This is a genomic window from Arthrobacter sp. LAPM80, assembly GCF_046736435.1.
Classification (GTDB): Bacteria; Actinomycetota; Actinomycetes; order Actinomycetales; family Micrococcaceae; genus Specibacter.
Window position 1 is genome coordinate 92,322 of record NZ_JBCHVD010000001.1, and the last position, 23,110, is coordinate 115,431.

General features: G+C 64.4%; 19 protein-coding genes. 14 read left to right on the forward strand and 5 right to left on the reverse strand.

Annotated features, from left to right (window positions below):
• The first annotated feature begins 143 nt into the window (after positions 1-143).
• The 10 genes from AAGW05_RS00425 to AAGW05_RS00470 all read left to right on the forward strand — a co-directional run bounded on the left by AAGW05_RS00425 (position 144) and on the right by AAGW05_RS00470 (position 11,613).
• Positions 144-1,364 carry a cysteine desulfurase family protein gene (locus AAGW05_RS00425; RefSeq protein WP_411802488.1) on the forward strand — a complete coding sequence of 407 codons (1,221 nt, stop codon included), beginning with the start codon at positions 144-146 and terminating at the stop codon, positions 1,362-1,364.
• A gap of 60 nt (positions 1,365-1,424) precedes the next feature.
• Positions 1,425-2,564, forward strand: coding sequence for a tRNA 2-thiouridine(34) synthase MnmA (mnmA, locus tag AAGW05_RS00430; RefSeq protein ID WP_411802489.1), 1,140 nt, complete (start codon positions 1,425-1,427; stop codon positions 2,562-2,564).
• 134 nt (positions 2,565-2,698) lie between these two features.
• Complete coding sequence (locus tag AAGW05_RS00435) at positions 2,699-3,316, forward strand: TIGR03086 family metal-binding protein (RefSeq protein WP_411802490.1); 618 nt, start codon at positions 2,699-2,701, stop codon at positions 3,314-3,316.
• Between the two features lie 135 nt (positions 3,317-3,451).
• The gene (locus AAGW05_RS00440) at positions 3,452-5,092 is read left to right on the forward strand and encodes an ABC transporter substrate-binding protein (protein WP_411802491.1); all 1,641 of its coding nucleotides are present in this window, start codon (positions 3,452-3,454) and stop codon (positions 5,090-5,092) included.
• 151 nt (positions 5,093-5,243) lie between these two features.
• Positions 5,244-6,335 carry an ABC transporter permease gene (locus tag AAGW05_RS00445; RefSeq protein WP_411802492.1) on the forward strand — a complete coding sequence of 364 codons (1,092 nt, stop codon included), beginning with the start codon at positions 5,244-5,246 and terminating at the stop codon, positions 6,333-6,335.
• A 2-nt stretch (positions 6,336-6,337) separates the two neighbouring features.
• The gene (locus tag AAGW05_RS00450) at positions 6,338-7,273 is read left to right on the forward strand and encodes an ABC transporter permease (protein ID WP_411802493.1); all 936 of its coding nucleotides are present in this window, start codon (positions 6,338-6,340) and stop codon (positions 7,271-7,273) included.
• Positions 7,270-8,967 (forward strand): dipeptide ABC transporter ATP-binding protein, encoded by a 1,698-nt coding sequence (locus AAGW05_RS00455; protein WP_411802494.1) that lies wholly within the window; start codon positions 7,270-7,272, stop codon positions 8,965-8,967. The genes AAGW05_RS00450 and AAGW05_RS00455 overlap by 4 nt, the downstream gene beginning before the upstream one ends.
• Before the next feature lie 70 nt (positions 8,968-9,037).
• Positions 9,038-9,514, forward strand: a complete 477-nt coding sequence (locus AAGW05_RS00460; RefSeq protein WP_411802495.1) for a chorismate mutase — start codon at positions 9,038-9,040, stop codon at positions 9,512-9,514.
• Positions 9,511-10,650 carry a hypothetical protein gene (locus AAGW05_RS00465; RefSeq protein WP_411802496.1) on the forward strand — a complete coding sequence of 380 codons (1,140 nt, stop codon included), beginning with the start codon at positions 9,511-9,513 and terminating at the stop codon, positions 10,648-10,650. The genes AAGW05_RS00460 and AAGW05_RS00465 overlap by 4 nt, the downstream gene beginning before the upstream one ends.
• A 102-nt stretch (positions 10,651-10,752) precedes the next feature.
• Positions 10,753-11,613: an SGNH/GDSL hydrolase family protein gene (locus tag AAGW05_RS00470; RefSeq protein ID WP_411802497.1), complete on the forward strand. Its 861-nt coding sequence runs from the start codon at positions 10,753-10,755 to the stop codon at positions 11,611-11,613.
• Here AAGW05_RS00470 and AAGW05_RS00475 read toward each other — a convergent pair.
• The 5 genes from AAGW05_RS00475 to AAGW05_RS00495 are packed head-to-tail and all read right to left on the reverse strand — an operon-like array spanning position 11,591 to position 17,288.
• Positions 11,591-12,883 (reverse strand): DUF58 domain-containing protein, encoded by a 1,293-nt coding sequence (locus AAGW05_RS00475; RefSeq protein WP_411802498.1) that lies wholly within the window; start codon positions 12,881-12,883, stop codon positions 11,591-11,593. The genes AAGW05_RS00470 and AAGW05_RS00475 overlap by 23 nt on opposite strands.
• Before the next feature lie 18 nt (positions 12,884-12,901).
• Positions 12,902-13,984, reverse strand: coding sequence for an AAA family ATPase (locus tag AAGW05_RS00480; protein WP_411802499.1), 1,083 nt, complete (start codon positions 13,982-13,984; stop codon positions 12,902-12,904).
• On the reverse strand, positions 13,981-15,243 hold the full coding sequence (locus AAGW05_RS00485) for a DUF4350 domain-containing protein (RefSeq protein ID WP_411802500.1): 1,263 nt from the start codon (positions 15,241-15,243) through the stop codon (positions 13,981-13,983). Before AAGW05_RS00485 ends, AAGW05_RS00480 begins: the two co-directional genes overlap by 4 nt.
• Positions 15,240-15,953, reverse strand: a complete 714-nt coding sequence (locus AAGW05_RS00490; RefSeq protein WP_411802501.1) for a DUF4129 domain-containing protein — start codon at positions 15,951-15,953, stop codon at positions 15,240-15,242. Before AAGW05_RS00490 ends, AAGW05_RS00485 begins: the two co-directional genes overlap by 4 nt.
• A 12-nt stretch (positions 15,954-15,965) precedes the next feature.
• The gene (locus tag AAGW05_RS00495) at positions 15,966-17,288 is read right to left on the reverse strand and encodes a hypothetical protein (protein ID WP_411802502.1); all 1,323 of its coding nucleotides are present in this window, start codon (positions 17,286-17,288) and stop codon (positions 15,966-15,968) included.
• Positions 17,289-17,604: 316 nt separating this feature from the next.
• Here AAGW05_RS00495 and mtrA point away from each other — a divergent pair, with 316 nt between their 5' ends.
• The 4 genes from mtrA to AAGW05_RS00515 all read left to right on the forward strand — a co-directional run bounded on the left by mtrA (position 17,605) and on the right by AAGW05_RS00515 (position 23,063).
• Entirely contained in the window at positions 17,605-18,279 is a 675-nt protein-coding gene (mtrA, locus tag AAGW05_RS00500) for an MtrAB system response regulator MtrA (protein WP_411802503.1), read from the forward strand.
• Positions 18,280-18,313: 34 nt separating this feature from the next.
• Positions 18,314-20,239, forward strand: a complete 1,926-nt coding sequence (gene mtrB, locus AAGW05_RS00505) for an MtrAB system histidine kinase MtrB (RefSeq protein ID WP_411802504.1) — start codon at positions 18,314-18,316, stop codon at positions 20,237-20,239.
• A complete protein-coding gene (locus AAGW05_RS00510; RefSeq protein ID WP_411802505.1) occupies positions 20,236-21,984 on the forward strand; it encodes an LpqB family beta-propeller domain-containing protein in 1,749 nt (582 codons plus the stop codon). Before mtrB ends, AAGW05_RS00510 begins: the two co-directional genes overlap by 4 nt.
• 104 nt (positions 21,985-22,088) lie before the next feature.
• Positions 22,089-23,063: a ComF family protein gene (locus tag AAGW05_RS00515; RefSeq protein ID WP_411802506.1), complete on the forward strand. Its 975-nt coding sequence runs from the start codon at positions 22,089-22,091 to the stop codon at positions 23,061-23,063.
• The last annotated feature ends 47 nt before the right edge of the window (positions 23,064-23,110 follow it).

Consider the following 23,110-nt stretch of genomic DNA (forward strand, 5'->3'; position numbering starts at 1 on the left):
CGCACCGAGACAGCGGGGTGTAATGGCCGGTCTCGAAGGGGACCCGCTGACTCGGCGCAGGTTCCGGCCACTGATCTGGGTTCGGAGGGTGAGCTGGCCAACTTCCCGGCGCCGTGACCGTCTCCATGACGTAGAATTGCCAAGTGCCCGTGTATTTAGATCACGCGGCGACCACGCCTATTTCGGGCCCGGCCCTCGCCGCACTCACCTCCGTTATTTCCCGTAGCGGCAATCCGTCCTCGCTCCACGGATCGGGCCGTCGTGCCCGTGCCACGGTGGAGGCGGCCCGGGAAACAATCGCCAAAGCCGCCGGCGCCCACCCTACAGAGGTCATTTTCACCTCGGGCGGCACCGAGGCGGACAATCTCGCCGTGAAGGGCCTGTTCTGGTCCCGCCGTGACGCCGAACCCCAACGCGCCCGCATCCTGGTCTCCGCCGTGGAGCATGCAGCCGTGCAGGACACCGTCGAGTGGCTCGAAAAGCATGAGGGCGCCGAGGCCGTCTGGCTGCCCGTCGATGAAGACGGCACCGTCAGCCTGGACGCCCTGCAAAAGGAACTGGCCGACGGCGGAGCGGACTCGATCGCGCTGCTCACCTGCATGTGGGCCAACAATGAGGTCGGCACGCTCCAGCCCATCGCCGAGATCGTGGCGCTCGCCGACAACTACGGCATCCCGGTGCACTCCGACGCCGTTCAGGCGTTTGGCTCGGTGCCGGTGAACTTCAAGGACTCCGGTCTTGCCGCCATGTCCATCAGCGCTCACAAGATCGGCGGCGCCGTGGGTGTTGGCGCGCTGCTGCTGGGCCGTGCAGTGAAACTGACCCCCGTGCAGCACGGCGGCGGCCAGGAACGCTCTGTCCGCTCCGGCACCTTGGACACTGCAGGAATCGCCGCGTTCGCCGCTGCAGCCCAGGACGTCACGAGCAACATGGCTGCCGAAAGTGCGCGCATCGCCGGGCTGCGGGATTCAATCATCGCCGCCGTCCGCGAAGCCGTGCCTGAAGCGGTCCTGCGTGGCGTGGATCCGGGGAAACACCCTGACAAGAGACTGCCCGGCAACGCCCACTTCACCTTCCCTGGCTGTGAGGGTGATTCCCTGCTGTTCCTGCTGGACATGGCAGGCATTGAATCCTCCACAGGCTCGGCCTGCACCGCCGGGGTCCCGCGGCCATCCCACGTTCTGCTCGCCATGGGCCTGGATGAGGAAACAGCACGTGGCGCACAACGCTTCAGCCTCGGGCATACATCGGACCAGGAAGACGTTGACGCCTTCGTGAAGGCACTCCCGGACGCACATGCGCGCGCCAAAAAAGCTGGCATGGCCGACCACGTTTCATCGATCCAAACAGCGAGCACGCGCTGAGCCGGATGGCTTCCGGGCCACGCGAAGTGAAATTCTTTTGCACCAATTGAGAGGTATGTAATGCGAGTATTGGCCGCCATGAGCGGCGGGGTTGACTCCGCCGTAGCCGCAGCACGGGCAGTGGATGCCGGGCACGACGTCGTCGGCGTCCACCTGGCGCTCTCCCGCATGCCCGGGACCTTGCGCACAGGCAGCCGCGGCTGCTGCACGGTGGAGGACTCCAACGACGCCTGGCGCGCCTGCGACCTGCTCGGCATTCCGTACTACGTCTGGGACTTCTCCGAGCGGTTCAAGGAGGACGTGGTCCAGGACTTCATCGACGAATACGCCGCCGGCCGCACCCCCAACCCCTGCATGCGCTGCAATGAGCGGATCAAGTTCGCCGCGCTGCTGGAGAAGGCCATCGCCCTGGGCTTCGACGCCGTCTGCACCGGCCACTACGCCAAGGTCATCACCGACGCCGACGGCAACCCCGAGCTGCACCGCGCCGCCGACTGGGCCAAGGACCAGAGCTACGTGCTCGGCGTGCTGACCCACGAGCAGCTCAAGCACTCGATGTTCCCCCTCGCCGACACCCCATCCAAGGCCGAGGTCCGCGCCGAGGCAGAGGCACGCGGCCTGTCCGTGGCCAAGAAGCCCGACAGCCACGATATTTGCTTCATCCCCGACGGCGACACCGCCGGCTGGCTGGCCGAGAAAATTGACATGACTGACGGTGAAATCGTCGATGAAACCGGTGCCAAGGTCGGCGGCCACACAGGCTCCAACCAGTTCACCGTGGGCCAGCGCCGCGGCCTGAAGCTCGGCACGCCCGCCGCCGACGGCAAGCCCCGCTTCGTGCTTGAAATCCGCCCCAAGGAGAACAAGGTCATCGTCGGCCCGCACGCGCTGCTGGCCATCGACTCCATCCAGGGCATCAAGGTCTCCTGGGCCGGGCTGCCCATCGCCGAGGTCGCCACCGGCGCCGAGTTCGAATGTTACGCCCAGGTCCGCGCCCATGGCGACCCCGTCCCGGCACGGGCCTTTGTCACCGAAGAGATGGACGACGGCGTTTCGCGCCAGCAGCTCCACGTCACCTTGGTCGAGCCGCTGCGCGGCGTGGCGCCGGGCCAGACGATCGTCCTGTACCAGGGCTCCCGCGTGCTGGGACAGGCAACCATCGACACGGCAAGGTCCCTGGCCCGCCCGGAGCTGCCCTAACCACCGCGATTGCCGCGCTAATGATGCCGAAAATGAAGCGATTTCTGCGGGAGTGGCTGTCGGTGCGCGAGGGGGTTGCGGGGTTGGCGTAAGCTTCCCACTAAAGGTGACTTGGCACACGGAAGGTTTACACGATGCCCCCGCACACAATTCCCAACCCGCTCCAGTTTCTGGAGGGCGCACTGAACCAGTGCGCGGACGTTATCGGCGCCATTTCAGCCAACCAGGCCGAGTGGCCCACGCCGTGCGCTGACTGGAATGTGCAGGAACTGCTGCACCACCTGGTGGTCCAGGACCTGCACAGATACACCATCATGGCGCGGGGGCACAACGTTGACCCGCTCGCCTCGGATGCGACGGTCGGCGCCGACTGGTCAACCCGGTTCAGCGACGGAGCCGCGCTGCTGATGCGAGCATGGTCAACTGCCGACCTGAGCTCGCAGGTGGCCCTGCCCGGTGGCGGTGAGGCTCCGCTGCGCAGCCGCATAGGCCTGCAAATCACTGAATTCACTGTCCACGCCTGGGATCTGGCGAAGGCAACCGGCGTTCACGTGGTCCTGGATCCGGTCCTCGCCGACCAGTCCCTTGCCTGGGCCCAGCGCATGATGAAGCCGGAGTACCGTGGCGCGGAGAGAGGCTTTGGCCCCGAGGTCAGGGTGCCCGTCGGCGCGGATTCCTATACGAAGCTTGCCGGCTGGTTCGGTCGCAGCCCATACTTCAAGGCCGGCCCGCGGGTGGAATCCCTTAGGTAACCATCTGGTTGCAACTTTCTGCAGAAACTAAACGGTGCAAATTAGTCTGATAGACATTGACGTATCAGATGCGTGGCGCGGGTCACACAAGGACGTGTGGCCTGTTCCATGCCAAGCACAACAGAAAGTTTGCTGATGGCTAAGAATATGTTTGGGCTGAGGTCGGTGATCGCCGTTGCCGGTGTTTCGCTGTTGGCATTGACGGCATGCACGGGCCCCGCTGGCGGAAACAACACAGCAAGCGGAGGCGCCACTGGCGGCACCATTTCGGTGGGTACCACCGACAAGGTGACCTTCCTTGACCCCGCCGGGTCCTATGACAATGGATCGTTTATGGTCATGAACCAGATCTACCCGTTCCTGATGAACACGCTGCCCGGTGCAACCGATCCCACGCCCAAACCCGACATTGCGGAATCGGCGTCGTTCACCACACCCACCGATTTCACCGTCAAGCTCAAGGCCGGGATGAAATGGGCCAACGGCACCGACCTTGACTCGAAGGACGTCAAGTTCACCTTCGATCGCCAGCTAAAGATCAACGACCCCAACGGGCCGGCGTCCCTGCTCGGAAACCTTGAGAGCGTCAGCGCCCCCGATGCGACGACAGTGGTGTTCAAGCTCAAGTCACCCAACGACCAGACCTTCGCCCAGGTGCTCACGAGCCCCGCCGGTCCCATCGTTGACGATTCCGTTTTCAGTGCCGATGCGGTCATGGACGACAATGCGATCATCAAGGGGAAGTCCTTCGCCGGACAGTTCACCATCGATTCCTACACCAAGAACACGCTGATCTCCTACAAGAAGTACGACGGCTACAAGGGCATGCTCGGTGCACCCAAGTCTGATGCAGTCACGGTGAAGTACTACGCCAGCTCCAACAACCTCAAGCTTGACGTGCAGCAGGGCAACATCGATGTTGCCTGGCGCAGCATGAGCGCCACCGATATCGAAAGCCTGAAGTCGGACAAAAACGTCCAGGTCGACATCGGCCCCGGTGGAGAGCTGCGCTACATCGTCTTTAACTTCAAGACCATGCCCTTTGGCGCAGCCACCTCGACCCCCGATGCCGCCAAATCCCTGGCCGTCCGTCAGGCAACCTCGGACATGATCGACAGGGAGGCGATTGCCAACCAGGTCTACAAGGGCACCTACCTTCCGGCGTTCTCCTGGGTACCGAAGGGCTTCACAGGTGCCATCGAACCCATGAAGGACGCCTACGGTGACGGAAAGGGCGGCCCCGATGCCGATAAGGCCAAGAAGACCCTGGCCGATGCCGGCGTTGCGACACCTGTCACCCTTGACCTGCAGTACAACCCGGACCACTACGGCCCGTCCTCAGGTGACGAATACGCACTGATCAAGACGCAGCTGGAAAAGGGCGGGCTGTTCAAGGTCAACCTGCAATCCACCGAATGGGTGACCTACCAAAAGGAACGTGTCCTTGACACTTACCCGATGTACCAGCTCGGTTGGTTCCCCGACTACTCCGATGCCGATAATTACCTGACACCGTTCTTCAGCGCCAACAACTTCCTGAAGAACCACTACGAAAACAAGGGCGTCCAGGCCATGATCGAGGAGCAGCGCACCACGGTTGACGCGGCCGCCCGGACAAAGATCATCGAGAACATCCAGAGCGCAGTTGCCAAGGACGTCCCCACCCTGCCCCTGCTCCAGGGTGCCCAGGTAGCCGTGTCGGGCAAGGGCGTCAAGGGCGTCAAGGATACCCTTGACCCCGCGTTCAAGTTCCGCCTGGCAGTGCTGTCCAAGTAACCGGGCACTTCACGGTCCACGGAACAACACCCAGCGAAATGTAGAAGGCGGGGCCTCCCAGCGGATGCCCCGCCTTCCTGCACGGAACCGCCACCGCGGAACCGTGCAAAGCCTCCGCCATCGATGAACATCGCACAAGAAACAGGCGCACATGACCGCATTGATTGACCTGCCCGAGGCGGACTCCGTCCCGCAGGTACCCAAGGGAAGGTCCAAGGGAGGCGGGAATCTGGGCAAATACCTGCTCATCCGCTTTGTCCTGATCTTCCCCACCATCTTCATTCTCGTCACCATGGTTTTCTTCCTCATGAGGATCACCGGCGATCCCATAACGGCGGCACTGGGCGGGCGCCTGCCACCTGACCAGCTGGCCCAACGCATCCATGAGGCCGGGTACGACAGGCCCATCTTCGTCCAATATTTTGAATACCTGGGCCAGATGCTGCGCGGCGACTTTGGCCGCACCATATCTGATAACCTGCTTGTCACCGACATGCTGGCGACGTTCGGGACGGCAACCCTTGAACTGGCCATTAACTCCCTCATCGTTGCCCTCGCCGTCGGCATCCCGCTGGGCATGCTCGCCGCCTACAAACGGGACAAATGGCACGACGCCGTGCTGCGCGTCTCCGCCATCTTGTTTTACGCCACGCCCGTCTTCTTCGCGGGCCTGCTGCTCAAGCTTGTCTTTTCCGTCTGGCTTGGCTGGCTGCCTGTCGCCGGACGGGCCAGCACCAACACCGAAATTGCCATGTCGCAGCTGGCGTCGCCCACCGGCATTTACTGGTTGGACTCGTTGCGCAGCGGCAACATGACGGCCTTTTGGGACGTGGTCCAGCATTCGATACTGCCCGCCGTGGCCCTTGGCCTGCTGACAGCCGGGATCTTCCTGCGCCTGGTCCGCACCAACGTGATTGGCACCCTGGGCAGGGACTACGTTGAGGCCGGACGTTCAAGGGGAGTCAGCGAGTACCGCCTGCTGACCAAGCATGCCTTCAAGCCGGCACTCATCCCGATCATCACCGTCATGGGCCTGCAAATTGCGCTCCTGCTGGGCGGGGCCGTGCTGACCGAGACCACCTTTGAGTGGAAGGGGCTTGGCTTCCAGCTGGCCACCTACCTGACGGCCCGAGACTTTGTGGCAGTTCAGGGCATTGTGGCCCTGCTGGCTGTCATCGTGGCCCTGACCAACTTCATTGTCGACGTCATCGCCGCGCTCATCGACCCGAGGGTGAGGTACTAGCCATGGAGACCAAACAATCCCTGTGGGGCCGTCTGCCGGTGGTGGCCCAACTGAAGAAGAGCGTTGGCCTGCAACGGGGCATGCTCGTGACAGGCATCGTGATCACGGTGATCTTCCTGCTCACTGCCGCACTAGCGCCGCTGATCGCTCCGTACGGCTTCAGCCAGCAGTTCAGCGATGCCCAGGCTCCGCCGTCGCCCGCGCATATTTGGGGCACGACGGCGGGAGGTTACGACGTCTTTTCGCGCACCATCTGGGGGTCCCAGACAGCGGTGCTTGTGGTGGTGATCGCCGTGTTCATGTCGATCTTCATCGGTGTGATCCTAGGCCTGGTCTCGGGGTACATGGGCGGCTGGCTCGATCGGATCCTCGTTGTGGTTGCCGACGCCATCTACGCCTTCCCAACTCTGCTGCTGGCCATCGTCATGTCCATCACCATCAGTGGGGGCAACTCCGATCTGTGGGGCGGCATCTTCTCGGCGGCCATCTCCATCACCGTCGTGTTCATTCCTCAGTACTTCAGGGTCATCCGGGCCGAAACCATCCGGCTGAAGGTTGAACCGTTTGTCGAATCGGCGATCGTGGTGGGCGCCTCAAGCGTGCGCGTCATGGCCCGGCACATCTACAAGAACGCGACAAGGACGCTGCCGTTGATTTTCACGCTCAACGCATCGGAGGCGATCCTGACGCTCGCGGCACTCGGGTTCCTGGGCTTCGGCATCGAACCGTCCTCGGCCGCCGAATGGGGCTACGACCTCAACCATGCCCAATCCGACGCCACGGCGGGCATCTGGTGGACGGGAATCTATCCGGGCCTTGCGATCGTCATCACCGTGTTGGGCCTGACCCTGTTGGGTGAATCCATGAACGACCTGAACGATCCGCGCCTGCGCGGGCGCAAACGGGCCGGAAAGAAGAAGGAGCTGGTTGACGCATGAGCCTGCCACGCGAATCCAAGCAAGGGGTGCGCCCCGTCCTTGACGTCAAGGACCTGAAGGTCACCTTTGCCACCGACTCGGGCGACGTGCACGCCGTCAAGGACGTCAGCTTCACCGTTGCGCCGGGGGAAATCCTGGCCATCGTGGGCGAATCGGGGTCCGGCAAGACCGTCACGGCCAAAACCATCCTCGGCCTGCTGCCCGAAACGGCGTTGAGCGGCGGTGCTGTCCTCGTCAGCGGGCACGACATCATCAGCGTCAGCCCCCACGAACTGCGCCAGATCCGTGGGCGTGACGTGGCCATGGTGTTCCAGGAGCCCTCAACGGCGCTGAATCCCGTGTACACGGTGGGATGGCAGATTGCCGAGGGCCTGCGTGCCCACCGCCCGGAGGGCAAACGGGTGGGCAGGAAGGAAGCCCGCAAACTGGCTATCGAGGCGCTGGGCAAGGTGGGCATACCGGAGCCCGGGATACGGGTTGACTACTACCCGCACCAGTTCTCCGGCGGTCAAAAGCAACGCGTCGTGATCGCGGCAGCGCTGGCCTTGAACCCCGCACTCATCGTGGCCGACGAACCCACCACGGCACTGGACGTGACGGTGCAGGCGGAAATCCTGGAACTGCTGCGGGATCTCCGCGGCCGCTTTGGCACCTCAATCGTGCTCATCACCCACAACATGGGTGTCGTGGCCGACCTTGCGGACCGTGTGGTGGTCATGTACCAGGGTGACGTGGTGGAGGAGGCCACAGCGCAGGACCTCTTCGATGAACCGCAGCAGGAATACACCCAGGAGCTGCTGGCAGCAGTTCCCCACCTGGGCCGCAATTCGGCGTCGGCCGGCTTCACGGAGCGTGCATTCCAAGACAAGGAGGTGCTGGTCCGGGCCACCGACCTGGAGATCGAGTATCCCGGCCGGCTGGGGAGCCCCGCGTTCCGCGCGGTGGACAGGGTTTCCTTCACCATCAGCGCCGGTGAGGTGTTTGGCCTGGTGGGGGAGTCGGGCTCGGGCAAGACCACGATCGGCCGGGCCATTGCCGGGCTGAACAGGACGACGGGTGGATCCCTGAACGTGCTCGGCTATGAGATGCGCAATTACAAGGAGCGTTCGTTCCGGCCGCTGCGCAAGGACATCGGCTTTGTGTTCCAGGACCCGGCAGCCTCCTTCAACCCGCACCTGAGCATTGGCGAATGTGTGGCCGAACCCCTGCTCATCCATACAGATCTCAGCCGGGTCGAGGTCGCCAGAAAGGTGGGGGAGCTGCTTGAATCCGTGCAGCTGCCTGCCGCATATGCCGGGCGGTTCCCGCACGAGCTCTCGGGCGGCCAGCGTCAGCGGGCCTCCCTGGCCCGCGGACTCGCACTTGAACCGAAGCTGCTGATCGCCGACGAGCCCACCTCCGCCCTGGACGTGTCGGTCCAGGCCAAGGTGCTCGAGTTGTTCAGGGAGATCCAGGCCGAGCTTGGCTTCGCGGCCCTGTTCATCAGCCACGACCTCGCCGTGGTGGACATCCTTGCCGAGTGGGTCGGGGTGCTCTACAAGGGGCAGATGGTGGAGCAGGGGATCGGAAACCAGATCATGGGCAACCCGCAGGATGACTACACCAAGCGCCTGATCGCCTCGCTGCCGGTGCCCAACCCGGCGGAACAGGCCAAACGCCGGGCCATCCACCAGGCGCTGCTGGCGGGAAAGTAGCAACAGGGTTCGGCGGTGCCCGGGCTGGACACGAGTTTTGTCCACCCGGTGCACCGCCTAAACTGTCTTTATGACCGAACCGAGCCACACGCAGCACATGTCCGTCGACGACTTTGACCCGGCCGCCAGTTCCCTCACGGGCGCCGTGGACCCCGCCGTCATGACCGAGCTGCTGTCCATCCGTTCAAGTATCGACAATTTTGACGCAACGCTGGTGTATTTGCTCGCCGAACGCTTCAAGGCCACCCAGCGTGTGGGCATCCTCAAGGCAGCCCACCAGTTGCCGCCGGCAGATCCCACGAGGGAGAAGGCCCAGATCCACCGGCTGCGCGCCCTGGCCGAGTCGGCCAATCTCGATCCGGCCTTTGCAGAGAAGTTCCTCAATTTCATCATTAGCGAGGTCATCCACCACCACCAGGCCATTTCGCAAAGCCATTCCGCCGTTGCCGCAACGGGCGTTGTTCCCGTGGTGAGCCTGGATGGCCAGGGCTTTGTGGCCTCACCAAATGCCGCGGTGACTGACGACGGCGGCACGCGCCTGTCGTGAGTGCCTCACCCAACGATTTCCTCGGGACGGTCACCGCCGCCTTCCTGGGCCAGTGGCCGGGCACCGATCCCGTGGAGGCCGCAAAGGTTTCCCTTGGGCTGTTTTCAGCCCCCCACCTGCCGTCCCTTGCCGCACTTCCGGCCCGCGGCGGCGGCTCCGACGCCGTTGGCCGCACGGCGGCGCTGCTTCAGGAACTTCCTGTCGACGTGCAGCCCTACGGATGGCGTTTCGCCGACAGGCCGGGCCTTGACCACCGCCGTGCCGTGTCGGCGCTGTCCACGGACATCAACGTGCTGGCCGATGTTGCCGGCGCCGCCGGTGTGGTGCCTGATGGTGTGAAGGCCCACATCACGGGGCCGCTCTCTCTCGCTGCTGCCATCCACCTCCATTACGGCGAGCGGGCCCTGCGCGACCACGGCGCCCGGCGCGACATTGCCCAGTCCCTTGCAGCCGGGCTGGCCGTCCACGCGCAAAAGCTCCAGGCCGCGGTGCCCGGTTCGGCGCTCACCCTGCAGATTGACGAACCCCACGTGGCTGCCATCGTTGCCGGAACAATCCCCACGGCGTCGGGCTACAGGACGCTGCGTTCCATCCCGGCCTCGGAGCTGCGCCAGACTTGGAGCGCCTTGGCTGAGGCTGCCCGCGAGGCTGGCTTCGCGAACGTTGCCATCAACCTTGGGCCCGCGGAAACAGGACTTGGCGGAACCGGCGGGCCCGGTGCAGGCAGCCCGGGCACTGCCTCCGGCGACTTATCCGACACCGCTTCCGCCGAGGCGGCCGCCTGGCGCAAGGCGCTGGAAATCGCCCTCGAGAGCGGGGCTGATGCCGTGGCCGTTCCGCTGAACAGGCTCGACACCGGACATTGGGAACTGCTTGCCGGGGCCATAGAGGCGGGTCTCGGTGTGTGGGCCGGGACCGTTCCTGCAAGCGCCGGGCGGGTGCCGCCGTCGTACTCGGTTTTGGAGGAGCGGATCATGCGGCCCTGGCGCGGGCTGGGACTTGACGCCTCCTTGCTGAACCAGCTGCGGATCACCCCGGAATCGTCCCTGGCGGGGCTCTCCCCGCAGGAGGCCCGGGCAGTGGTGAGCAGGGCGCTTGAGGTTGCCGAACGATTGAGCGAGATTCGTTACCTGTAGTTCAGCGAAAATCCATTTTGGCGCACTACGCTTGCCTTTCCATATAAACGTCAGGGGAATTCGGGCATGATCCGGGGGAATAAAGTGCGTGGCATCACAGCCATGCTGGTAGTTACAGTGGCACTGCTGGGCGTGGGGCCCGGCAATGCGACGCAGGTTCCCGGCCCGGTTGAGGCAACAGCCACTGCGGTGGACCCGCCGGCAACCCTTCCGGAGCGCAATGCGGTTCCCGATGGGGGCAGGTCGCCGGGGATAATCTCCCGGGACGAAATGGTGACAGTGTGGGACCTGCCCGCCGGTTCGCTCGTCCTAAACCCGGCCTCGGGCCGGAAGGAAGTCATTGACCCCGACATTGCCCGTGAGGCCGTGCTTTTTGGTGATTCCCAGTCAGCCGGCGCTGCGGGTATCAAGGCGCCAGACACCTGGGTTGAGAAGGGGATCGCCGCGAGCGGCTACAAGGTCCATTTTTTGGGTGCCGGGGGAATTGGTTTCGTCGCAAGGAACGGAAAGTATCTCAACTACCTTGATGCACTCACGAGCGGACAAGTGGTGCTGCCCTACGGGAACCCCGCACTCGTGGTGGTCCAGGGCGGCGGCAACGACGCCGGGCGGGGAGCCACCAACGCACAAATCCTGTCCAACGCAGCAGACCTGCTCCGCGAACTGAAGGCCAGCTACCCTGTGTCCGACTTCCTGTTCATCGGCACCCTGGCCAGGGCAACGGCGGCCGGCGGAGGCCGTCGAAGCGAGGTCGACGCCGTGCTGGCTGGTTTCGCCAAAGACAACGGCATTCCGTTCATCAGTGCGGGCGATTGGCTCACCGGCTACTCCCTCACAAGGAAAATGGCCGACGGCGTCCACCTCACCAAGGCGGGCCACAAGGAGCTGGCGGTAGTCCTTGCCGGGAAGATCAAGGCGTTGGGCCTGGTGGGCCCGGAAGCTACAGCCGCCCTGCGGCCTTGAGCCTGATATAGGCGTCGGCCAGCTGGGGCGGCAGTCCCTGAGGGGCCGCGTCAACGACTTCCACCCCGGACTGCTTGAGCACAGCGGTGATGGCGGCCCTGCGGTTCAGTGCGTGTTCGGCAGCCGCGGCGCGGTAGGCGGACGTGGACGAGGAACGGTCAAGACGGGCCGCGTCAACGGCTGGATCGCGAACCGCAGCAACCACCACGAGATGCTTCCGGGCCAGCATTGCCGCCAGCGGGATCAGGCCCTCCTCTGCCGCGCCGGCATCAAGGGAGGTCACCAGGACCACCAGGGCGCGGTGGGCCGTGACATCGCGGACCTGGGCGGCCACGGCCTCGGTGTTCAGCTCAATCAGTTCCGGTTCCAGTGGCGCCAGGCCCTGCACCATGGCGTTGAGCATGTTGCCCTTGCCCGTGGAGGAGACCTTGGCCCGGATCCGCCGGTCGTACGCAATGAGGCTGACCCTGTCCCCGCCGCGTTCGGCAAGGACAGCCAACAGCAGGGACGCCTCGATGCCGGTGTCGAGGGCTGTCTCGTCGTCTATGCGGGCCGCCGACGTGCGGGACGTGTCAAGGACAATGACAACCCGCCGGTCCCGTTCGGGCCGCCAGGTGCGCACCACGACGTCCCTGCGCCTTGCCGTGGCACGCCAGTCGATGGAGCGGACGTCATCGCCGCGGACGTAGTCGCGCAGCGAATCAAATTCCGTTCCGGCGCCGCGGATCTGCACTGCGGCCTTGCCGTCAAGCTCACGCAGCTTGCGCAATTTTGAGGGCAGATGGCGCTTGGAATGGAACGGGGGCAGGACACGCAGGACGCCCGGAGCATCAAGGGTGGTTTGCCGGGCGGCCATGCCCAACGGCCCAAAGGACCTGATGGAGACATGGTGGGCCGCCAGGTCCCCGCGCCGGGACGGCAGCAGCTTGAGCGTCATCGATGCCCGCTCGCCCGGTTTGATGGTGAGGGTTTGCAGGGCGTTGGCGGCACCGGCCGACGGCTGCCAGCCGTCCTTGACCCGAGCGCGTAGGACCCGCGGGGACCCATTGGCCAGTCTCAGGACGGCAGTGGTTTCCTCGCCCAGACGCACACCGACAGGAAGTGTCCGCCGCAGGGCCACGCTGCGCGGCGACGCGGCGAGGGCCATGTCCGCCACGAGCACCAGGGCAAGCATGGTCAGGGCCAGCAGCCACGTCACCGCCCCGGGCAGCGCAATGATGGGCACCAGCGCAGCCAGTGCCAGAACGAAGAACCTGCCCGAAACAGCCATGGTTGTCCGGATTCCGGATCAGCGCGGAACCGGCACGGTGGCCAGAATCGATTGCAGGATGCCGTCCACGGCCACGCCGTCCATTTCGGCTTCCGGGCGCAGTGCAACCCTGTGCCGCAAGGTTGGCAGCGCCAGGGCCTTGATGTCGTCCGGGGTCACGAAGGTGCGCCCCGACAGCCAGGCATACGCCCGCGCCGACTTCAGGATGGCCGTGGCCCCACGCGGGGAAACGCCAAGCTGGAAGGACGGTGCGGTACGTGTTGCCCGGACCAGATCCACCACGTAGGCCAGGATTTCACCTGCGACGGCGACGTGGGCAACTTCAGCGCGTGCCTGCGCGAGGTCGGCGGCTCCGGCCACGGCCCGCACACCGGCCCCGTGGAGGTCCTGCGGGTCAAAGCCGAGGCTGTGGCGGCGGATCACCTCAATTTCTTCGTCCCGCCCCGGAAGTTCCATTGTCAGCTTGAGCAGGAACCTGTCCAGCTGCGCCTCGGGCAGCGGGTAGGTCCCTTCATACTCCACGGGGTTTTGAGTTGCGGCCACCATGAACGGTTGCGGCAGCCGGCGCGATACGCCGTCGACCGAAACCTGGTGCTCCTCCATGGCTTCAAGCAGCGAGGCCTGGGTTTTCGGCGGAGTCCTGTTGATCTCGTCCGCCAGCAGGATGTTCGTGAAGACGGGACCCTCCCTGAACGTGAAGGCCGATGTGCTGGCATCGTAAATCAGGGAACCTGTCACGTCGCCGGGCATGAGGTCGGGGGTGAACTGCACGCGCTTGGTGTCAAGGCTCAATGCTGCTGACAGGGCCCTGACCAACAGGGTCTTGGCAACGCCGGGAACACCCTCCAGGAGTACGTGCCCGCCGGCCAGCAGGGCGATGAGCAGTCCCGTCACCGTGGCATCCTGGCCCACAACGGCCTTGGCGACCTCGCCGCGCACCGCCAGCAGCGCCTGGGCGGCAGGGCTAGGGGCAAAGGTCTGCTGTGGGGCCCGGTGCGAGGGCGCCGGCTGCGCATACTGGGTCGGCGCCTGGCTCTGGTGCTGGGCAGGTGCCGGCGGCAGGGGGGCAGGAGCTGTGGACTCCGGGTGGGGCAGGCTCATCGCTGTGCCACTTCTTCCTCTAATGCCGTGAGTTCAACGGCCATGGACAACATGTCTTTTTCGGTGCGGGGTGCCTGGCCCGTCAACAGTGCGGCCACCTGCTGGCGGCTGCGTGACGTTGCGGCCGCCACGGCCTCCACCACGGCATCCGGTTCGGCCGAAAGCCCCAGCCGGAGAGTGCGGGCCAGGCGGGTCATTGTGGCGTGCTGCAAGGTGCGGGAGGCTGTGCCGAGCGCCTTGGCGTCCTGGTACAGGCGGGCCCGGCCGGTCAGGGTTTCCGATGCCTTCACCACCACGGGCAGGGGTTCGGTGACTAGGGGACCGTTTCGGCGCCCCTTCCACAACATGCCAACCAGCGCGACGACCAGCAGCCAGGACGACGCCGGGAAGATCCACCCCGGGGTCAGCTCGGCGAGTGTGGGCGGTTGTTCGGCAAGGGGGACATCCTTCAGGGACGCCGTGTACCAAAGGAGGTTCGGCTTGCTGCCCAACAGCCTGAACGTCAGCGCGGCGTTGCCCCTGTTGGCCAGGTTTTGGTTGATGATGACGGCGGGATTGCCCAGCGCTGCTATGTCGCCGGTGCTGTCCAAGGCCAGGAATCCGCCACTGTTTCCGGAATCCGGAAAGTAGCAGGTCCCGGCGCCGAGGTACAGGTTCACCGGCAGGGTGACCGGGGCCAGGGCACCCAAGACTGGGGATCCGCCGTCGACCGCTCCGGCAGATGATGCATCAGGATTGCTGCAACCGGCGGGCACGGCAGAGGTTCCCGCCGCTGTGCCGGCACTTGCGATGTCGACGCTCAGCTTCTTCACGGCAAGTGGTGCGGGGGAGATGGCCACGAGCGTGCCGCCTGCATCCTTCACTGACGCGGACAGCTCGGCTGCCTGGGCGGGGGAGAGGATGTTTTCGGGGTCGTAAAACAGGACCGTGCTGTTGCCGTGGCCGTTGGCGGAGAGCGCGGCCGATGTGTCGGCCAAAGAATCCGTGGCTGTGACAGCGACGCCGCGGTTGCGCAGCACCTCGGCGGCGGCCTGTGCCCCGGCGGGCGCGGGGTTCGTGATGGACAGGGTGCCGTTGGACTGGTTTGAAGCGTTGGCAAGGATGAATCCAATGACCGACAGGAGAATGAAAGCGGCGGCGCAGAGAACCCAGAACCTGTACCTGCGCCATTCCCGCCCGGCGCGCTGGGTTGCTCCGGCGTCCTCCGCACTGAACACGGCCCCGTCCACGGGTGCCTGTTCCTGTTCCGTTTCAGTCACGACCGCACCGGCCGATCCTGTGCGGTGTGGAGTTCGTCAGCCCAGGACCCGTCGGCGTAGACGGGTTTCGTGGCGGCGACGGCCTTGTCCGTGGACAGCAGTTCCTCATACATGGCGGGCGTTGGCGGCACATGCCCGTAGCGGACGGCGTTGAACAGGTCGGCAGCGTCGTGCAGCGCCCGGCTGTGCGTGGGGAAGGCACGTTCGAGTTCCACGGCAATTTCCGTGGCCGTGCGGCCCACGGCAGGCGTGCTCACATCGCGCTCCTCCGCGGCCCTGACGATGGCCCTGAACTGCTCGCTGACGGCGGTGTGGAAGTCCCCTGACCGCGCGGCGGTGCGGGCCATGGCCCGGTGTTGCTCGGAGGAGTGGAGAGGCTGGCCTTCAAACACGTCCGCCGTGGCAGCCTTTTGGCGGTTGAGCCGGGGCCTGATGATAAGGAGGATCACGGCGATCGCAAGCAGCACGACACCCGCCGCAATGGCAAGGCCGACGCGGGGATTGGCAGTGCCGACGTTGGTGAAGAATTCGTCGAACGCCTTTTTGACCAACGCCGCAACCTGTTCCGCCCAACCCGGCCTGGCATCCTGGTACGTCTTTTTGGCCAGCTCCTCCATGGCCCATTGCCTGGCCTCGTCGGCGCCGGGCACCACGGGGACCTCGAGCGGCGCCCATGGCCCAAGGGCCGGGTGTATCAGCAGCAATGCCATCCGGACGGGGCCCTACTGCCCGTAGTTTCCGGGCTGTCCGCCGGGATTATGGGGATCGGAGCCTAAACCGTTCGTTGCATACGTGTTGGGAACCAGGGCGGCGGGGACGGGGGAGCCGGGGATCCCGCCGTCGTCCTTGCCCGATTCGGACTCCTTCAGCAGGGCAATGTCGAAACCGTCCCGGCGCATGCGCAGGTCGACGTAGATCAACGCCATGACGCCTGTCTGGAAGGCCAGTGTCACGGCACCGACGAGGGCGCCCACCAGGCCTGAAAGGCCCTGGGCGATGAACATGGCGTTGAGGGCCTGGTCTGGGCTGGGTTCGGTGCCGAACATGAGGGGGATCAGGAATCCCGCCAGCAGGCTCACCGGCGTGGTGATGACGCTGCCAATGACACCGGCAATGACGCCGGCAAGCAATGAAATGCCAAAGGTTCGCCACCAGTTGTTGCGGGTCAGCTGCCATGAACGCCTGATGCCGGCAAGGGGGCCAAGGTTTTCAACAACGATTGCGGCAGGGGCCAGAAGCACCTTGGTGCCAATCCACACAGAGACGGCCAGGAACGGCAGGCTGATCAGAAGCGCAAGGCCAATGGCTCCCAGGGGATTGCCGTCGCTCTCGAACGCATTCATCGACACCAAAATCGCCACGACGATCCCGATGTAGGCGGCCATCGCGATGACGACGGCGGCCGCGTACATCAGGGCCAGCAACACCAGGCTGCCGACGCGGGGCTTGGTCAGGCGCCACATCTGCCCAAAGGTGGTCGTGCGATTCATGACCGCACGAAGGACGGGCACGACCAGGGCGCCCTGCAGGACCATCTGGATCAACACGGCCAGAATGCTCGTCAGCACGAGCGAGCCGAAGTACATGACCATGTCGCCGCCCAAGGCGTCGAATGCGGCTGTGTCCGATCCTAAGCTGAAATCCGTGGAGAACATTTTGCTGAATATGTTGCCAAACGCGAAGAACATGATGAACAAGGTGACGGCCGTGGTGAATAGCTGGAAGATCAGGGCGGAGCCGAACATGGCCTTGCCGTTGCGCCGGGCCGCCTGAAACGCGCCGTCGAGGATTTCACCCAGGCCCAGCGGACGCAACGGAATGACACCGGGCTTGGGCGGGGCCATGTAGTTGTTGAAGCCGGGCTGCATGCCGGGCTGCCCGTATTGGCCCCACTGCGGTTGCTGGGGTTCTCCGTATTGGCCCCACTGCGGTTGCTGGGGCTGCCCGTATTGGCCCCACTGCGGTTGCTGGGGTGGTGGCGGCGGGCCGGGCTGGCCGTTGTTGCCCTGCGGGCCTGCCTGCGGTTGCTGTGGTTCCTGCGTCATCATGCTCCCTGAAAGATTCCCCCATTGAGACGTCCGCGGCGACGGCAACGATAGGTCGGTCGTGGCCGGATGCGTTCGGTGAAGGCTCCGCCAGCCGGGGACCCGTTGCCTTGCTGCGTCCTTCACTAAACACTATCGGGAAGACCCGTTTTTGTTCCGTGAATCCTTGGGCATTGCGCAAAGTATTGTCGTGAACGTGCCCCAAACTCCCAAATTTCCCACAGCACCCCCAAAAAACAGGGCAAAACGGCGCCAACAGCCCCTCCTGTGGAGCGTCGATGGGGACAATATGCGGGTAATAGGCAAATATAGAAGCATGAAGGCACGCATTTTAGTTGTTGACGATGACGAGGCACTGGCCGAGATGATCGGCATCGTACTCCGCAATGATGGTTTCGATCCCGTATTTTGCGGCGACGGGGCCAAGGCATTCGAGGTTTTCCAGGCCAGCAAGCCGGATCTTGTCCTGCTTGACCTGATGCTGCCGGGAATGGACGGCATCGAGGTTTGCCGGCTCATCCGCGCTGAATCCGACGTGCCCATTGTGATGTTGACGGCAAAGGCCGACACCTCGGACGTCGTTCGCGGCCTTGAATCGGGAGCCGACGACTACGTTGCCAAGCCTTTCAAGCCTGCCGAACTGGTGGCGCGCGTACGGGCCCGGCTGCGTCCCGGCGACGTCAAGGCCCCTGAAACGCTCGTCATTGGTGAGATCACCATCGACGTTGCAGGCCACTCCATCCGCCGGGCCGGGGAGAAAATCTCGCTGACACCCCTTGAATTTGACCTCCTGGTTGCCCTTGCACGCAAGCCGTGGCAGGTGTTCTCCCGCGAGCTGCTGCTTGAACAGGTGTGGGGATACCGCCACGCCGCCGACACCCGCCTGGTCAACGTCCATGTCCAGCGCCTGCGCTCGAAGATCGAACGCGATCCCGAAGCGCCCGAGGTCGTCCTGACCGTCCGTGGCGTCGGATACAAGGCCGGATCGTAGACGCGCCCGATGGTCCAATGGCGATAACGCTGCCATGAGCGAGAACCCCCCACAGAAGTTCGACGGCGCCACCAACCCGGACTCACCGTCCCCAGGAGGGGCCGGAGGCGCGGCCGTCGGGACGGCCACAGCCCCGGCAGCCGGCGAGTCGGCGCTTGCCAAAATCGGGCATGCCCTGACACTGGCCGGCCGCGGGCTCGTACGTCTTGCCGCGAGGTTCCAAAAGGCGTGGTCCCTCCGTTGGCGCACCTCGCTGCAGTTCCGCACCGTCATCACCACCTTGCTGATCGCCGCTGTGGCCGTGGTCGGTGTTGGCGGCTACCTGGCCGGACAGATTTCAAACGGCCTGTTCAAGGAACGGCTCATCCAGGCCCAGCAGGAGTCGACCCGGGGTGCCACCCAGGTCCAGGAAAGCTTTTCCAACGCCAGCCTGAGCGATCAACCGCGCGTGTCGACCTACGTGCGCGACACGTTGAAGCTGCTCGAGGTGGGCGGGGCGGAGGACAACCGTAAATACCTGATGGTCAAGATTCCGGGCCAAAGCAGCAAGCTTGCCGTGAGCTCATCGGACTCAGGCGGGGTCACCGCCGCCATCGTCCCCGACGAGTTGCGCAAGGCCGTCCAATCCGATCCGAACGGCCAGTTCTGGCAGTCGATCGCCCTGCCGACAGGCAGTTCAGGCATCCACCCGGCCGTGGTGGTCGGCAGCCAGGTCGAGCTTTTGAACACCCACTACGAGCTGTACATGATTTACGATCTCAACAGCGCGCAGCTGACACTGAACTACATCCAGTCTGTGCTGTGGCTGGCAGGCGGGATCCTGCTCATCCTTATCGGCGTGATTGTTTGGTACGTGACCCGCACGGTTGTCAACCCCGTCAGCCAGGCAGCCGCAGTGTCCGAAAAACTGGCCGCAGGTGAACTTGAGGAACGCATGGAGGTCAAGGGCGAGGATGAAATGGCACGGCTCGCCACCTCCTTCAACAAGATGGCCACCTCCCTGCAGGACCAAATCACCGCCCTGGGTACGCTCTCGGAAATGCAGCAGCGCTTTGTCTCCGACGTTTCCCACGAACTGCGAACCCCGCTGACAACAGTGCGCATGGCAGCCGAGGTCCTCTTCGATGCTCGCGAGGACTTTGACCCCATCAATAAGAGGTCCTCCGAGCTGCTCTTCCACCAGGTTGAGCGCTTTGAGCTGCTCCTTGCCGACCTGCTTGAAATATCAAGGTTCGACGCCGGTGCGGCCGACCTTGACGTTGAGTCGCTGGACATCTTCTCGGTGATCCACTCAGTGATCGACGGCGCCACACCGGTTGCGGAGGCGAACTCGACAACGCTGTCCGTTGTGACCCGGCTGCGCAACCACAAGTGCGTGCTGGAAATGGACTCCCGGCGCATCGGCCGGATCCTGCGCAACCTGGTGCTCAACGCCGTTGAGCACAGTGAGGGCAAACCAGTGAAAATCTTCGTTTCTGCCGATGACAAGGCCGTCGCCGTCGCCGTGAGGGACTACGGCATTGGCATGTCGCCGTCGTCGCTTGAACATGTCTTTTTCAGGTTCTGGCGTGCCGACGCGGCCCGCGCCCGTACCACCGGCGGCAGCGGCCTGGGCCTCTCGATTGCCATGGAAGACGCCAAGTTGCATGACGGCTGGCTCGAGGCGTGGGGCGTTCCCGGTGAAGGATCCTGCTTCAGGCTGACCCTTCCCCGCCGCCGCGGCGACGTCCTTGACCACTCACCCGTGCCGCTGCCTCCCGACGGCGGACAGGCCGGCAGCTACACCTCGCTGTCCACCGGTCCCGTGCTGACGCACACAGGAGCCATGGGCGTGGTGGGTGCCTTGGGAAAACTTAAGGGCACTGCCGTGCTGGAATCCGGCAGCAGCACCGAGAAGAAGCCCGGCGGGAACAACGCGAACAATCATGAGGGCTCAGGCCCGGGCAAGGCGGAACTGTGAGGGCCCCATTCGTGAAAGCCCGTCCCCAGACGCACGCACGGCGGCACTGGGCGGCGACGGTATTGGCGATGATCGCCGTCGTGCTTATTGCCGTGTCGGGCTGCGCCGTGATTCCCACGACCGGTGCCGTGGGAAAGAGTGACCCGTTGGCCCCGCACCACAACGAGGTCAACGTCAACTTCCAGCAATTTGCCCCGGTGCAAGGTGCCTCGCCGGAGAGCATCATCCGCGGATTCATTGATTCGGGTACGGGCATCAGCGACGACTTTCAGGTCGCGCGGCAATACCTGACGCCGGGACTGGCGCAGTCGTGGGCGCCGGACAAGCGCACGCTCGTCTACAAGGACAGTTTTTCGGTGGTGCCCTCGGCGGAGAAGGACACCTTCGTCCTGAAGCTTGACGTGGTCTCAAGCGTCGATGCCTCGGGCGTGCTGACCCCGGCGCGGGAATCGGCGACCGAAAGCTTCGTCGTGAAGATGGTCCAGGTGGACGGGCAGTGGCGCATTTCCGCGACGCCCGACGGCGTGGTGCTCACCGAGGCGACCTTCCAAACACTTTTCAGCCCCTTCTCGCTCTACTTTTACGATCCGACATTCACCTACGGCGTTCCCGATGTGCGGTGGCTGGCCGGGCGGTCAGCACGGACCTCAACGGCCATTGTGAAGGCCATGTTGGACGGGCCCGCCCCGTACCTGAAGGGCGCCGTGGTCAGCGCCTTCCCCAATGGGATTGCACTTGAACGTGACTCAGTGCCTGTCAACAACGGCCTGGCGAAGGTGGGGTTGACGGCGCAGCTATTGCTTGAAACGTCCGTGAAACAACGCCAGCAAATGCATGCCCAGTTGCTCGTGACATTGCAGAAGAGCCTGAACACCGTCACCGAGGTGCAGTTCCTCGCCGATGACCGAGAGGTGGACATGGGCGGGGTTTCGGATGCCATCAGCCCCATGAGGATCGACAGTTCGGTGCCATCCAGGCAGATTGGGCTGGTCAAGAACGAACTTGCCACCTTCGACGGCGCCGCTGTTTCGGCCATTCCCGACGTGCCCTCCGTTGCGGATCTGCTCCCCTCGGTACCGGCGATGTCCTACACCGGCAAGATTTTTGCCTTCAGCTCCGGTGTGGGGAACCAGATTTACATGGTGGCGCCCGGAAAGCAGCCCGAATTGGCGATCGCAGGTGTCGCGCTGACGCCACCATCGTTCGCGCCGAACGGCTGGTTGTGGTCCGCGGCAGGGGACGGCTCAGGATTGGTGATAGCCGTGAACCCCAACGACGGCGGCAAAATGGGCAAGCCCGTCCTGCTGACGGTTCCGTGGCTCGTTGGGCAAAACGTGACTGCCCTGCGCATTTCGCGAGACGGCACCCGGGCGCTGGTTGTTTCCCACGGCAATGGCGTGAGCAAGGTCAGCGTCACTGGCATCTTCGCCTCAGGTGACGGACCCAAGGACCTCACTCTCCCGCTGAGCCTGGTCCACACAGGCACACCGACGCTTGGCGTTTGGGTGGGGGAGTCGAGCTTTGCCGTTGCGCAGGCCTCGGCGAGCGGGCCCGTCCGCATTGAAATCCTGGACCTGGCACGGGGGCCGGTGTTGATGGATGAACTTGAAGGCGTTCAGTGGATCAGCGCAGGGTCCGGAGAGCGCAACATCAATGCCCAAACCGCCGATGGAATCTACTCCAATGTTGGAAGCTCTTGGGAGTTGGTGTCAAAAGCCATCCGGCAGGCGTCGTTCGCCGGATAGCCTCCGGCTGATCGGGTCCTCCACAGGGCGCGGCACGGGGCGCCACGTCCACACAGGCGCCCTTCCCGCTGCGTCGCGTTCCCTGGCAGGTCCATGCTTGACCCATGGACGCTGACACGGGCGATTCCGGCGGATGGGACATTCCACAGCCCGCCGCAGCGCACAGGGCACGGGCCTCGACCTGGTGGTTGCGGACCCTGTTCTGGTGCGAATCTGCGTGGCGGGAATTTCTCAACCTTGTCCTGCCGGCAGAGTGCGTTGCCTGTGGCCGTGAAGACCACGCCCTGTGTCCGGCGTGTTCGACGTTGTTGCGGCGGCAAACCAGGATGCCATTCCGTTCGGAGGGTGCAGCGGATGCCCTCATGGGTGTAGCCGGTGAATCCCACCTGCCGGTAGTCGCGGCCGGCGAATACAGGGACGTGCTCGCTGCCGCCATCCTGGCATTCAAGAACCACGGCCGGACGGAACTTGCCGCCCCGTTGTGCCGCTGCCTCGCCCGCGCACTGGATGAGGCGATGCAACAGGCTGGTGCCCCTGGGGTGGGGCCCGGGCCGCCTGGCCCGCTCCGGCTGCCTGATCCGCCCGGACCGCACATCCCGCATATCCGAAACCCCGCTTCAGGGCCCCTGCTGCTGGTGCCGATTCCGAGCACCGGCAACGGTTGGCGCCGCCGCGGCTACGACCCCGTCGCGATGGTTCTGCGCTCACTTGTGGGCGAAGGCAGGCTGCCGGCCGGGGTCGTCATCGCACCACTTTTGGGCATCAGGGTCACGCTGCCATGGCGCCGGCGCCACCAGAAGGGATTGGGCCGCTCGGCGCGGCGGCAAAACGTCCGTAACACGATGCGGATCCGACGAAACTCAGTCCTTGAATTTCGGCCGTCAGCGAACCTGGCAGGCCGTTCGGTTGTGCTTGTCGACGATGTCCTCACCACGGGCTCAACCCTGCAGGAAGCCACAAAAACCCTGGAGAAGTCGGGCTTTCAGGTGCAATGTGCGGTGGTGCTGGCCGCCGCCCGTGCACCCGATGGCAGTCAGAAAAATCCAGCCGTGGAGAGACGCGCTGAAAGTTTTTTTTAGCAAAAGATGAATAAACCGATGCGGTGAACTAACGTGAGTAAACGGGT

Coding starts and splice junctions, on each gene's coding strand:
- AAGW05_RS00475 (WP_411802498.1), bottom strand. CDS start 12,883: ATGGCTGTTTCGGGCAGGTTCTTCGTTCTGGCACTGGCTGCGCTGGTG.
- AAGW05_RS00490 (WP_411802501.1), bottom strand. CDS start 15,953: ATGGCATTGCTGCTGATACACCCGGCCCTTGGGCCATGGGCGCCGCTC.
- AAGW05_RS00470 (WP_411802497.1), top strand. CDS start 10,753: ATGCTGGTAGTTACAGTGGCACTGCTGGGCGTGGGGCCCGGCAATGCG.
- AAGW05_RS00445 (WP_411802492.1), top strand. CDS start 5,244: ATGACCGCATTGATTGACCTGCCCGAGGCGGACTCCGTCCCGCAGGTA.
- mtrA (WP_411802503.1), top strand. CDS start 17,605: ATGAAGGCACGCATTTTAGTTGTTGACGATGACGAGGCACTGGCCGAG.
- AAGW05_RS00495 (WP_411802502.1), bottom strand. CDS start 17,288: ATGACGCAGGAACCACAGCAACCGCAGGCAGGCCCGCAGGGCAACAAC.
- mtrB (WP_411802504.1), top strand. CDS start 18,314: ATGAGCGAGAACCCCCCACAGAAGTTCGACGGCGCCACCAACCCGGAC.
- mnmA (WP_411802489.1), top strand. CDS start 1,425: ATGCGAGTATTGGCCGCCATGAGCGGCGGGGTTGACTCCGCCGTAGCC.
- AAGW05_RS00480 (WP_411802499.1), bottom strand. CDS start 13,984: ATGAGCCTGCCCCACCCGGAGTCCACAGCTCCTGCCCCCCTGCCGCCG.
- AAGW05_RS00450 (WP_411802493.1), top strand. CDS start 6,338: ATGGAGACCAAACAATCCCTGTGGGGCCGTCTGCCGGTGGTGGCCCAA.
- AAGW05_RS00435 (WP_411802490.1), top strand. CDS start 2,699: ATGCCCCCGCACACAATTCCCAACCCGCTCCAGTTTCTGGAGGGCGCA.
- AAGW05_RS00515 (WP_411802506.1), top strand. CDS start 22,089: ATGGACGCTGACACGGGCGATTCCGGCGGATGGGACATTCCACAGCCC.
- AAGW05_RS00460 (WP_411802495.1), top strand. CDS start 9,038: ATGACCGAACCGAGCCACACGCAGCACATGTCCGTCGACGACTTTGAC.
- AAGW05_RS00440 (WP_411802491.1), top strand. CDS start 3,452: ATGGCTAAGAATATGTTTGGGCTGAGGTCGGTGATCGCCGTTGCCGGT.
- AAGW05_RS00455 (WP_411802494.1), top strand. CDS start 7,270: ATGAGCCTGCCACGCGAATCCAAGCAAGGGGTGCGCCCCGTCCTTGAC.